8 protein-coding genes and 1 pseudogene are annotated in these 12,220 nt (G+C 60.6%); 5 read left to right on the top strand and 4 right to left on the bottom strand.

Annotated elements, in window-relative coordinates:
• The first annotated feature begins 51 nt into the window (after positions 1-51).
• The 3 genes from HP062_RS23585 to nadE all read left to right on the top strand — a co-directional run bounded on the left by HP062_RS23585 (position 52) and on the right by nadE (position 3,261).
• The gene (locus HP062_RS23585) at positions 52-957 is read left to right on the top strand and encodes a LysR family transcriptional regulator (RefSeq protein ID WP_083375171.1); all 906 of its coding nucleotides are present in this window, start codon (positions 52-54) and stop codon (positions 955-957) included.
• Positions 958-1,193: 236 nt separating this feature from the next.
• The gene (gene pncB / locus HP062_RS23580) at positions 1,194-2,429 is read left to right on the top strand and encodes a nicotinate phosphoribosyltransferase (protein ID WP_172792100.1); all 1,236 of its coding nucleotides are present in this window, start codon (positions 1,194-1,196) and stop codon (positions 2,427-2,429) included.
• Positions 2,430-2,433: 4 nt separating this feature from the next.
• Positions 2,434-3,261 (top strand): ammonia-dependent NAD(+) synthetase, encoded by an 828-nt coding sequence (gene nadE, locus HP062_RS23575; RefSeq protein ID WP_010464159.1) that lies wholly within the window; start codon positions 2,434-2,436, stop codon positions 3,259-3,261.
• 177 nt (positions 3,262-3,438) lie between these two features.
• On the opposite strand, the gene azu is transcribed toward nadE, so the two are convergent.
• Positions 3,439-3,885, bottom strand: coding sequence for an azurin (gene azu, locus HP062_RS23570; RefSeq protein ID WP_172792099.1), 447 nt, complete (start codon positions 3,883-3,885; stop codon positions 3,439-3,441).
• Between the two features lie 344 nt (positions 3,886-4,229).
• Between azu and HP062_RS23565 the strand changes: the two genes are divergently transcribed.
• Positions 4,230-4,817 carry a TIGR00730 family Rossman fold protein gene (locus HP062_RS23565; protein ID WP_010464168.1) on the top strand — a complete coding sequence of 196 codons (588 nt, stop codon included), beginning with the start codon at positions 4,230-4,232 and terminating at the stop codon, positions 4,815-4,817.
• 68 nt (positions 4,818-4,885) lie between these two features.
• Positions 4,886-5,074: a hypothetical protein gene (locus HP062_RS23560; protein WP_007947526.1), complete on the top strand. Its 189-nt coding sequence runs from the start codon at positions 4,886-4,888 to the stop codon at positions 5,072-5,074.
• 135 nt (positions 5,075-5,209) lie between these two features.
• Here the strand turns inward: HP062_RS23560 and HP062_RS23555 are convergent.
• The 3 genes and pseudogenes from HP062_RS23555 to HP062_RS23545 form a co-directional block, all read right to left on the bottom strand.
• A pseudogene (locus tag HP062_RS23555) lies at positions 5,210-6,099 on the bottom strand (transglutaminase N-terminal domain-containing protein).
• Positions 6,099-8,585 (bottom strand): circularly permuted type 2 ATP-grasp protein, encoded by a 2,487-nt coding sequence (locus HP062_RS23550; RefSeq protein WP_154912015.1) that lies wholly within the window; start codon positions 8,583-8,585, stop codon positions 6,099-6,101. The pseudogene HP062_RS23555 and the gene HP062_RS23550 overlap by 1 nt, the downstream one beginning before the upstream one ends.
• Positions 8,586-8,673: 88 nt before the next feature.
• Positions 8,674-11,949 carry a DUF2126 domain-containing protein gene (locus tag HP062_RS23545; protein ID WP_172792097.1) on the bottom strand — a complete coding sequence of 1,092 codons (3,276 nt, stop codon included), beginning with the start codon at positions 11,947-11,949 and terminating at the stop codon, positions 8,674-8,676.
• Between the last annotated feature and the right edge of the window lie 271 nt (positions 11,950-12,220).

Raw genomic sequence — 12,220 nt, 5'->3', positions numbered from 1 at the left:
ATTCATGCTTTGAATTGCTGGCAGTAAAAGAAACAAGAAAAAGGACCGTCCATGCTGAATAAACGCTATTTGCCGTCGATCACCGCACTGCAGTGTTTCGAGGCCGTGACCCGGCATTTAAGCTTCACCCGGGCCGCCGAAGAGCTGAACCTGACCCAGAGCGCCGTCAGCAAACAGGTCGCGCAACTCGAAGAGTTGTTGCAGCACTTGCTGTTCCGCCGGGTGCGCCGACGTCTGCAAATGACCCCGGCCGGTGATTTGTACCTGGTGGAAGTACGAAAAATCCTCACCCAGGTCGAGATGTCGACCCATTACCTACGTTCCTACGGCGGCGAAACCGAAGTCTTGCGGGTTTCGACGCCGCCGACCTTCGGCGCGCGCTGGCTGGTGCCACGCCTGAAAGGCTGGCGCCTGCGCCACCCGTCAATCCATCTGGACCTGTGCAGCGAGCAGGAAGCCGACGATTTGCTGCAAGGTCGCAGCGACCTGGCGTTCTACTTCGGCCAAGGCTCTCGGCCCGGCACCGAATGCCTGAAGCTGTTTGGCGAGGAGCTGGTGCCGGTCTGCGCGCCGGGCAGCCTGCCGGACACGCCGTTCACCGACCCTACGCAGCTCGCCGACCTCGTCCTGCTGCAAAACGCCTCGCGGCCCCAGGCCTGGCACGATTGGTTCGACAGCCAGGGCTACCACACCGAACACAGCTACCACGGCCCGCGCTTCGAAACGTTTTATATGTGCATCCGCGCCGCCCAGGTCGGCTGCGGCGTGGCGCTGCTGCCAAGGTTTTTGGTGGAAGAAGAGTTGGCGGACGGCAAACTGGTTATCCCCTGGAAACACGCGATGCCAAGCACGGATGCCTATTACCTGGCGTATCCCGAGCACTCGGCGGAAGTGCCCAAGGTGCGCGATTTTGTGAAGTGGATGCTGGAGCAGATCGACAGCCCGGATGCGCCGTAGATTTGAAGCCCCGGCTAATTCTTGTGGCGAGGGAGCTTGCTCCCGTTGGGCTGCGCAGCAGTCCTGTATTGGGGGCGCTTCGCACCCCAGCAGGAGCAAGCTCCCTCGCCACAAGGATATGCACTGTCTAAAAAATCGCTGGCAATAACTGCCTCTGATATGCGCCACTAGCCCCATTCATAGAAACAGCTGAAACGTCGCGACCACAGGCCGCGGCCCGCCTGGAGAACCCCGTTATGAGCGAGAGCGTGTTTGGCGATCGCATTGTGCAGAACCTGCTCGACACCGATTTCTACAAACTGACGATGATGCAGGCGGTGCTGCACAACTACCCGAACGTGGAAGTCGAATGGGAGTTTCGTTGCCGTAACAATGAGGATCTGCGCCCGTATCTGGCAGAAATCCGCTTCCAGATCGAACGCCTGGCCGAGTTGAGCCTGAGCGCCGACCAGTTGAGCTTCATGGAACGCATCAGCTTCATGAAGCCGGATTTCCTGCGCTTTCTCGGGCTGTTCCGCTTCAACCTGCGTTACGTCCACACGGGTATCGAAAACGGCGAGCTGTTCATCCGCCTGCGCGGGCCGTGGTTGCATGTGATTCTGTTTGAAGTACCGCTGCTTTCCATCGTCAGCGAAGTGCGCAACCGCTATCGCTACCGCGAAATTGTTCTGGAACAGGCTCGCGAGCAGCTCTACCGCAAGTTCGACTGGTTGACCGCCAACGCCAGCAGCGACGAATTGTCCGAACTGCAGGTAGCCGATTTCGGCACACGCCGTCGCTTCTCGTTCCGCGTGCAGGAAGAAGTGGTGAACGTGCTCAAGCACGATTTCCCCGGGCGTTTCGTCGGTACCAGCAACGTGCATCTGTCACGGGAACTGGACATGAAACCTTTGGGCACCATGGCCCACGAATGGATCATGGCGCATCAGCAGCTCGGTCCCCGACTGATCGACAGCCAGATTGCCGCCCTCGATTGCTGGGTGCGCGAGTATCGGGGGCTGCTGGGGATCGCCCTGACCGACTGCATCACCATGGATGCCTTTCTTAACGACTTCGACCTGTTCTTTGCCAAGCTCTTCGACGGCCTGCGCCATGACTCCGGCGATCCGGTGATCTGGGCAGAAAAGGCGATCGCCCACTATCAAAAGCTGGGCATCGACCCGATGAGCAAGACCCTGACGTTCTCCGACAGCCTGACGCTGCCAAAATCCCTGGAAATATTTCGGGCGTTGCGCGGTCGGATTAATGTCAGCTTCGGGATCGGCACCAACCTGACGTGTGATATTCCGGGTGTCGAACCGATGAGCATCGTGCTTAAAATGGCGGCCTGCAACGGCCAGCCCGTGGCAAAGATTTCCGATGAGCCTGGCAAGACTCACTGCAAAGACCCAAATTTCGTCGCCTATTTGCGACACGTTTTCAAAGTACCTGCCGCCCTTTCCAGCACATCTGGCACCACTAGCAAGGAGTGAATTCATGCAAGCCGTACAGCGTGAGATTGCTGAGCAGCTCAAGGTTCAGCCGCCATTCGCCGACCACGCAGCCCTTGAGGCCGAGGTCGCCCGGCGGGTCAGCTTCATTCAGGATTGCCTGGTCAATTCCGGGCTCAAGACCCTGGTGCTCGGCATCAGCGGCGGCGTCGACTCGCTGACCGCCGGCCTGCTGGCCCAACGCGCCATGCGTGAGTTGCGCGAGCAAACCAGCGACAAAAGCTACAAGTTCATCGCCGTGCGCCTGCCTTATGAAACCCAGTTCGATGAACACGATGCCCAGGCCTCGGTGGATTTCATCGCCCCGGACGAACGTCACACCGTGAACATCGGCCCGGCGGTGAAAGCCCTGGCCAATGAAGTGGCGGCTTTCGAAGGCAAGCACGCGGTCTCGGTGGATTTCGTGCTCGGCAACACCAAGGCGCGGATGCGCATGGTCGCCCAGTACACCATCGCCGGCGCGGCGCACGGGCTGGTCATCGGTACCGACCACGCGGCGGAAGCGGTGATGGGTTTCTTCACCAAGTTCGGTGATGGCGCCTGCGACCTGGCCCCGTTGAGTGGCCTGGTGAAAAACCAGGTTCGAGACATCGCCCGCAGTTTCGGCGCGCCGGAATCGCTGGTGGAAAAAATCCCGACCGCCGACCTTGAAGACCTGTCGCCGGGCAAACCCGACGAAGCGTCCCACGGCGTGACCTATGCCGAGATCGACGCGTTCCTGCACGGTCAGCCGGTGCGTGAGGAAGCGTTCAGGATTATTTGCGATACGTATAAAAAGACCCATCACAAGCGCGTGATGCCGTTCGCGCCTTGAAGCTGCGGCGTCTGTACTGACGCCATCGCGAGCAGGCTCGCTCCCACAAGGACAACGCTGTACCTGTGGGAGCGAACCGGCTCCGGGCGGCGTTCCGACGATGAACGATGACTCGGTCTTTCGTCAGGCACAAAAAAAGCGTCCCAATCGGGACGCTTTTTTATGTACTCGAATCGATTACTTCAGGGTAACCGTACCTTTCATCATCGAGATGTGGCCCGGGAACGAGCAGAAGAAGCCGTAATCGGTGCCCGCTGTCAGCTTCGATACATCGATGGTCAGCGTATCCTTCTCTCCGGCTCCGATGATTTTGGTATGAGCAATAACGCGATCATCACCGTCTTTCAGATAGTTTTTGTCGATACCGGCTGCCAGGCCATCGGTAGCGATCGGCTGCATATCTGCCGCTTTACTGATCACCAGGTTATGGCCCATGACATTTTTCGGCAGGCTGCCGGAGTGGGTCAGTTCTACGGTAAACGTCTTGCAGCTTTTGTCGATTTCGATGGCCTTGGTGTTGAAGGACATTTGATCGGTGGAGTCGACAGTGACCTTGCATTCAGCAGCCATCAGTTGGCTGCTGGCCAGTGTCAGCAGGGATACCGCAACAAGTTTGGCAAACATGGTGAATCTCCAAGGCAGGGGTTAACAAAAGTGCGAATGGACAGAAGACTGCCTGAAAACTGCGCAAGTTCCTATGACCTGAATCAAAAATTGTATACAACTTTCGGGCTATGACACCTATCGAAACAATCTACCAACCAGACGTCTGGCCCGGCCCTATCATCAGGCCGTCATCCCTGATCTGGAGCGCCTGTCATGTCCTTTAACAGCCTGTTGCGCAGTTTGCTCGCCGCTTATGCCTGTGGCGCCAGCGGCACCTACGAAACACCTGAACGCGAAGTTTAGACCTTGGAGCGCCGCCCGCCTGCCTTTACTCTATGGCCATCCTGACCGTGGAGTAAGGCATGTCTTTAGCGTCCGTTTGTGTATTTTGCGGTGCCAGCACCGGCACCAGTCCGGCTTATCGTGAAGCGGCTGTCGCCCTCGGGCGAGCACTGGCCGAGCGCAAGCTGACCTTGGTTTATGGCGGCGGTGCCGTCGGGCTGATGGGCATCGTCGCCGATGCGGCACTGGCGGCCGGCGGCGAAGTGATCGGGATCATTCCGCAAAGCCTCAAAGACAAGGAAATCGGCCACAGCGGCCTGACTCGTCTGGAGGTGGTCGACGGCATGCATGCGCGCAAGGCGCGAATGGCCGAGCTCAGCGATGCCTTCATCGCGCTGCCCGGAGGCCTGGGCACCCTGGAAGAATTGTTTGAAGTCTGGACCTGGGGCCAGCTCGGCTACCATGGCAAACCGCTCGGGTTGCTGGAAGTGAACGGTTTCTATAGCAAATTGACCGGTTTTCTTGATCATATCGTCGGCGAAGGCTTCGTTCGCGAAGCGCACCGTGACATGCTGCAAGTGAGCGAATCGCCGCAAACCCTGATCGATGCGCTGGACGCTTGGCAGCCGACAGTGGTGCCCAAATGGACAGAGCAAAAACCCAGCTAACGGCTCGGTCCCGATACAGGGCAGAATATGCGCCGCTCAACCTCACCTTCGACCCCAGAGGATCGCCCATGGCTAAACCTAATTATTCCTTCGCCAAACGTCAGAGAGACTTGGCCAAGGAGCAGAAGAAAGAGGAAAAGCTTCAGCGCAAGAAAGCTACAGCTGAAGAAGAAGCAGCAGCACTGAACCCGGATGCCGAAGGCGAAGTGGCTACAGACGAAACTGAAGCACCGAAAGATCAGGCGCCCGACGCCTGAGACCCTCAGGGCCCGATGATCTGATCAGGCCCACCGGATCTGTGTCCAGGGTCAGCAGTTCCTTGCTGACCCTCACAGGCCAATCTGAAACACCCCATCCCGAACTGACTTACACCGCTCCTACAGGGGATTTTGTTAGTCCAGGGGCATCACGGTGACGCGGACCTCGGGGTCGTGATTGCCGCCCCCAGAATCACCCCACGCAACGGCGACACATCGGAAAAATCCCGTCCCCAGGCCAGGGTGATGTGCTCCAGCGCCGGTTGCACATTGTTGGTCGGATCAAAATCCACCCAGCCCAGCACCGGGCAAAACACCGAAACCCAGGCATGCGAGGCATCGGCACCGATCAGTCGTGGCTGGCCGGGCGGTGGTTGGGTCAGCAGGTAGCCGCTGATGTAACGCGCCGCCAGTCCACGGGAACGCACGCAAGCGAGCATCAGGTGCGCGAAGTCCTGACAGACCCCGCGCCGACGCTCCAGCACCTCCACCAGCGGCGTTGCCACTTGAGTCGCCTCGGCGTCGAAGGTGAATTCGCTGAAAATCTTCTCCATCAACGCCTGGACGCCCAGCAACAAAGGCTGTCCCGGTGGAAAACAGCTTTCCGAGAATTCGACAAAGTTGCGCTTCAGATGCACATAAGGCGATTCAAACCGGTAACGGCACGCTTCCAGTAAATCTGTAGAAAGCGGCTGACTGCTGTAGGTCAGCGCATTGCGGGTTTCTTCCCACGCGGGGGATTGATTGAAATCCAGCGTTGGCCGGGCCAGCACCTCGACCGTAAGCCGGGCGTTGACCAGCAATTCATCATGCGGCCGCTCAAACGCCAACCGGGTGAGCGGATTGCCAAACACATCCAATTCATCCCGGCGTGAGGTCGGGTCGGGACTGATCTGCAAGTGTTGTTCGATGCAGCGTTGCCAGGCACAGACACGTGGCCACAGGTGCGCGAGTTGCTGGGCCAGGGACACCGGGCTGTCGTAGTGATAATGGGTGTCGTGGAGAATCTGGTAACGGGCGCTCATCAGACGGACACCGTGCGCTGGCTGACATCATCGACATGGGCGAAATGGCGCAAGGCCAGACGATCCGACACTTGCCCGCTGGCATCGGCGATCTCTTGCAGCAGATCGGCCAGACCGTTGATGGCGGCGCGAACGCTGGCTTCGCCGAACAACGAATTCTCCAGGCAACCCAGATCGAACCGCGCCAGACGCTCTACCAGTTGCGGCAGACCGGCTTCGCGAGGCACGCCAAAATCATCGTTCAAGCGTTTCAGGGTGCGGGTCACCAGTTTCAACTGGAACAGCACCGCATGAGGGTTCTGCTCGTCGAGTAGCAACAGATCGAGCACCGGAATCAACTGCGCCACCGCCAGGTACCGCGAGCGGTATGTGATGCTGCTGTTGCCCAGTTCCAGCAGCCATTCCAGCCCAGCCTGATCGAAGGCACCGGCACCGCGCAGAAACGCCGCCAGGCTGGCGCTGAGAAATTGCAGACGCTCGATCCGCCGACCGATCATCAGAAAACGCCAGCCTTCATCCCGGGTCATGTCGTCCAGGGCAAAACCGGACAGTGCCGCCAGGGACATCACCAGCCGGTTGAGGAAGTCCAGCAACTCACCGAAATCCGGCTCTTCGGTTTCCAGCTCCATGGCTTCGCGCTGCAATTCCACCAGCGCCTGCCAGTTTTCCCGCGAGAGCTTGCCGCGCACTTGCGAGGCGGCCCACTGCAAGCGCTGCAAATTGGAGCGCAGGCTGAAGGGCCAATCATCGCCGAGTAACGCCGCCAACAACCGCTCGGGCAACTCACCTTCGTCTGGCAACAGATTGAGGCGCTCGCCGAGGTCGACCGCCGCGTCCAGGGCCTGCGGGTCATCGCCATCGACGTAGCGCGCCAGCATGATCCGCAACAATCGCGCGCTGTTATCACAGCGTTCGCAATAGCGGCCAAACCAGAACAGGTTCTCGACCACCCGCGACGGCAGGTACGGATCGCGCCGAACCAGGTCATGCACACCGATCGTGCGCTGGGTTTTCCATTGCTCGCCGCTCGGCGGACGATCCCCCAATACCCAGGTGTCCTTACTCGCACCGCCGCGCTGCATCGACACCACTTCCGCATCCGCTTCGGCGGCCACCCGGGTCAATCCGCCCGGCAACACCCGATAACCGTCTTGACTGGCCACTGCATACATACGCATTCCAATGGCTCGCGGTTGCAGCTGACCGTCCTCGGCCTGCCAGATCGGCGCCTGGGACAATTGCGCCAATTCTTGCGCAACATACGCATAAGGCCGCGCCTGCATGCGCTCAGCCAAAGCCTGACGCTGTTTTTCACTCAAATCGCGGCCAAATACAGGGGCGAAGCTTTGCGACGGGAAGGCGGGTTTGATCAGCAATTCCGGCAGTTTCTCCAGCGCCTGGGCCAGCACCGGCGCTTCGCCACACCACCACGTCGCAATGGACGGAAGGATCAGTTCTTCGCCGAACAGGAATTGATTGATCTTCGGCAAAAAGCCCAGCAACCCCGGCGACTCGAGTACTCCGCTGCCGAGGGCATTGGCCACCAGCACGCGCCCCTGCCGCACGGCTTCGAGCAAGCCCGGCACACCGAGTGCCGAGTCGGTACGCAGTTCCAGCGGATCGCAGAAATCATCGTCGAGCCGACGCATGATCGCGTGAACCCGACGCAGGCCACTGAGGGTCTTCAGGTAGACCGTGGCATCGCGCACCGTGAGGTCGCCGCCTTCCACCAGTGGATAACCGAGCTGACGCGCCAGATAGAGATGTTCGAAATAGCTTTCGTTGAAACGCCCCGGCGTCAGCAGCACGATCAGTGGCGCGTCTTCATCGTTTGGCGCCTGGCGGACGAGGGTTTCCTGGAGCGTGCGGAAGAACCCGGCCAGGTGCTGCACCTTCAGGTCGCGATACAACTCGGGAAACGCTCGGGACACGATGGTACGGTTTTCCAGCGCATAACCGGCACCGGAAGGCGCTTGAGTCCGGTCCGCCGTCACCCACCAGCGGCCATCCGGCGTGCGCGCCAGATCCACGGCGTACAAATGCAGAAAAGCCCCGTCCGGCGGCGTAATGCCCTGACAGGGCCAGAGGAAATTGTTGTGGCCAAATACCAGTTCCGCCGGCAGCAGCCCTTCGGCAATCAATCGCTGCGGGCCGTAAAGGTCTGCCAGCACGGCGTTCAACAACCGAGCTCGCTGGGCAATCCCGGCCGATAACTGCTGCCACTCATCTGCCGCAATCACATGCGGCAGCAGGTCAAGCTCCCACGGCCGATCCGCGCCCTTGGGGTCGGCGTAGACGTTGTAGGTCACGCCGTTTTCCTGGATCTGCCGGGTCAACAAAGCCTGACGCTGCACCAATTGCGCTGGCGTGCTGCGTTGCAATTGGTCGAACAACCGGCGCCAGTGGGGGCGCACGGCGCCGCTGTCGTCGAGCAGTTCGTGATAAGTGCCCGCCGTCAGCGGGTAGCGGTCAAGCAGGTCAGGCATGGAAAGCTCGGCAGACAGCAAAGAACGGTCAGACTAACGCAGGCTCATGACGCCCGGATAGACGAAAAATCCGAGCGTCGTGTACGGTTTAGAAACGTCGTAAATCGAGCGTCATCGGCAGCTCGTCATTAATTTCCAGAATCGGTATCGGAAGTTTCCCCGGGCTGTGTCCGATGCGGAAGAAACGCGCCATCCGTCGGCTCTCGGCCTCATTGGCATTCACCGGCAAGCTGTCGTAATTACGCCCGCCCGGATGGGCGACGTGGTATTGACAGCCCCCCAGCGAACGCTGCATCCAGGTGTCGAGCAGGTCGAACACCAACGGCGCGTGGACCGGGATGGTCGGTTGCAGGCAGTTGGCCGGTTGCCAGGCGCGGAAACGCACGCCGGCAACGAACTCGCCGACGCGGCCGGTCGGCTGCAACGGTACGGGAACGCCATTGCACGTCAGCAAATAACGCTGCGGTGCCAGACCGGTGAGCTTCACCTGCAAGCGTTCCAGCGACGAATCCACGTAGCGCACCGTGCCGCCGACCGCGCCCTCCTCACCCAGCACATGCCAAGGCTCCAGCGCCTGACGCACTTCCAGCTCGATGCCGCTGACGGCGTAATCGCCGACCTTGGGAAAACGAAATTCCAGATGCGCGGCAAACCACTCTGCGCGCACGGGATAACCGGCGGCATTGAGATCGACGATCACATCGGCGAAATCCTGCTCGATAAAGTGCGGCAGCAGGAACCGGTCATGCAGCTCAGTGCCCCAGCGCGCCAGTTTCGGCGGCGCATACGGCTCGCGCCAGAACCGCGCCACCAGCGCCCGCAGCAGCAACTGTTGCGCCAGGCTCATGCGCGCATGCGGTGGCATTTCAAAGGCGCGCAACTCAAGCAATCCAAGCCGCCCCGTCGCGCCATCCGGCGAATAGAGCTTGTCGATGCAGAACTCGGCGCGGTGCGTATTGCCGGTCACGTCGATCAGCAAATTGCGCAGCAACCGGTCGACCAGCCACGGCGCACACTCCTCGCCCGGCTCCGGCATCTGGGCGAAAGCGATTTCCAGTTCGTACAAGGCATCGTTGCGCGCTTCATCGACACGCGGCGCCTGGGACGTCGGGCCGATGAACAATCCGGAAAACAAGTAGGACAAGGACGGGTGGTTATGCCAGTAACTGATCAGGCTGCGCAGCAGGTCGGGACGGCGCAGAAACGGTGAGTCAGCCGGCGTCGCGCCACCCAGGACGAAATGGTTGCCGCCGCCAGTGCCGGTGTGCCGGCCGTCGATCATGAATTTCTCGGTGGTCAGTCGGGTCTGGCGCGCTTCTTCGTAGAGGAACTCGGTGCGCTCGACCAGCTCATCCCACGTGGCGGACGGCTGCACATTGACCTCAATCACGCCCGGGTCAGGGGTGATACGGAAGTTGCTCAAGCGCGGATCGCTCGGCGGCTCGTAGCCTTCCAGCAGCACCGGGCAATGCAGTTCCTGCGCCGTGGCCTCGATCGCGGTGACCAGTTCCAGATAATCTTCGACCCGCTCCAGCGGCGGCATGAACAGGTACAACCGACCTTCCCGTGCCTCGGCGCAGAATGCGGTGCGGGTCAGCCAGTCGGCGGATTCATCGACTTTCAGTTCCCGCTCGACCGGTTCGGCCGGTGCTCCCGGACTGTTCAACTGCTGAGTGTCTGGTAGCGAGGGGAATGCCTGATTCGGATCGTTAGGATGGATGAACGGATACTCCGCCGCTTTTACCCATGGCTGCGAGCCCAACGGAAGCCGATAGCCCAGCGGTGAATCACCGGGCACCAGTCGGCAGTGCTCGTCACGCAGGTACCAGCGACCGCTCTGCCATTGATCACCCTTGGCGGTGCGCGCCAGCGGCAGGACCTGACCGATCACCTTGTCCAGGCCCTGGCTGAAGACTTTACGCAGGCGGGCCCGCTCCAGCGGTTCTTCAAGACGCGAGTCTTCGGCGCTGACGTTCAGCGGCAACGTGCCTTCGCGCCAGAGGTAATAGAAATTGTCTTCGTAGGCGGGGAAAACAAAGCGTGTCGGAATTTTCAGGCGTTCGGCGACACTCGACAGAAAACGCCCGGCCAGTTCGCCATCGGCACCGTAGTCTTCCTGCTCATCGGCAATCAGCGCGCTGTTGTGCCAGATCGGCACGCCATCGCGCCGCCAGTAGCAGTTCAGCGACCAGCGTGGCAGTTGTTCGCCGGGATACCACTTGCCCTGACCGAAATGCACCAGGCCTTTGGGCGCGTAGTGTTTGCGCATGCGCTGGAACAGCTCGGCGGACAGCCGACGCTTGTCCGGGCCAAGTGCGGCGGTGTTCCACTCGGCGCCGTCCGGATCGTCAATGGAAACAAACGTCGGCTCGCCGCCCATGGTCAGGCGCACGTCGCCCTCCAGCAGGTCGGCATCGATCTGCCGCCCCAGCGCTTGGATCGCCAACCACTGATCTTCGGTATAGGGCTTTGTTACTCGCGGCGCTTCCCAGATCCGCTCCACGGACATTTCGTGGGTGAACTCGCACTCGCACGGTTCCACCAGGCCACTGATCGGTGCCGCAGAGCCCGGATCGGGGCTGCACGCCAACGGAATGTGCCCTTCACCGGCAAACAGCCCTGACGTCGCGTCCAGGCCGATCCAGCCGGCGCCGGGCAAATAGACCTCGCACCAGGCGTGCAAGTCGGTGAAGTCCACTTCCGTGCCCGAGGGACCGTCGAGGCTTTTGACGTCGGCAGTCAGCTGGATCAGATAACCAGAGACGAAACGCGCCGCCAGTCCGAGGTTACGCAGCAACTGCACCAGCAACCACGCCGAGTCACGGCAGGAACCGGACGCATGTTCAAGGGTGTGCTCGGGGGTTTGCACCCCCGGCTCCATGCGGATCAGGTAGCCGATGTCTTCGCTCAGGCGCTGATTGAGCGCCACGAGGAAGTCGACGCTCGGCAGCGGCGTGCGGTCGATGCCGTCCAGATAGGCCTTGAACTTCGGCGTCAGGGGCAAAGTTTCCAGGTACGGCGCCAGTTCCTTGCGCTCATCCGAGGCGTAGGTGAACGGGATCTTTTCCGCGTAGGGCTCAAGGAAGAAGTCGAACGGATTGAACACCGCCATCTCCGCCAGCAGATCGACCTCGATGCGCAGCTCAGCGGTTTTCTCCGGGAACACCAACCGCGCCAGGTAATTGCCCTGGGGGTCCTGCTGCCAGTTGATGAAATGCTGCTCGGGGGAGACTTTCAGCGCATAGGACAGAATCCGCGTGCGACTGTGGGCGGCCGGGCGCAAGCGAACGATCTGCGGACCGAGCTCGATGGCGCGGTCGTAGCGGTAATGCGTGACGTGGTGCAATGCGACATGAATCGACACGGCGTGCCTCCTGCGAGCCTTAAGCGTATTGGGAAAGCGCGCAAGACTTATGCCATCCAGCAGCGCTGGCGCTTTCTTCGATTGCTTGAGGCAGTACAGCACCAAAATCGGGCGATGCGGGAAATTGGTTTGAGAGGATTGCACGCAAATGTGGCGAGATACCTACGATCGTTCCCACGCTCTGTGTGGGAATGCAGCCCGTAACGCTCCGCGTCACTGGACGCGGAGCGTCCCTTGAGGCATTACCACGCAGCGCGTGGGAACGATCAGC

Source organism: Pseudomonas sp. B14-6 (assembly GCF_013260315.1).
Taxonomy (GTDB): Bacteria; Pseudomonadota; Gammaproteobacteria; order Pseudomonadales; family Pseudomonadaceae; genus Aquipseudomonas; species Aquipseudomonas mandelii.
The sequence above is the reverse complement of the archived record's forward strand: the minus strand, read 5'-3'. Positions and strand labels throughout refer to the sequence as shown.

Excerpts from the sequence above, each read along its gene's own strand:
- HP062_RS23565 (WP_010464168.1), top strand. The coding sequence starts at position 4,230 with ATGTCTTTAGCGTCCGTTTGTGTATTTTGCGGTGCCAGCACCGGCACC.
- HP062_RS23550 (WP_154912015.1), bottom strand. The coding sequence starts at position 8,585 with ATGCCTGACCTGCTTGACCGCTACCCGCTGACGGCGGGCACTTATCAC.
- HP062_RS23585 (WP_083375171.1), top strand. The coding sequence starts at position 52 with ATGCTGAATAAACGCTATTTGCCGTCGATCACCGCACTGCAGTGTTTC.
- HP062_RS23560 (WP_007947526.1), top strand. The coding sequence starts at position 4,886 with ATGGCTAAACCTAATTATTCCTTCGCCAAACGTCAGAGAGACTTGGCC.
- azu (WP_172792099.1), bottom strand. The coding sequence starts at position 3,885 with ATGTTTGCCAAACTTGTTGCGGTATCCCTGCTGACACTGGCCAGCAGC.
- nadE (WP_010464159.1), top strand. The coding sequence starts at position 2,434 with ATGCAAGCCGTACAGCGTGAGATTGCTGAGCAGCTCAAGGTTCAGCCG.
- pncB (WP_172792100.1), top strand. The coding sequence starts at position 1,194 with ATGAGCGAGAGCGTGTTTGGCGATCGCATTGTGCAGAACCTGCTCGAC.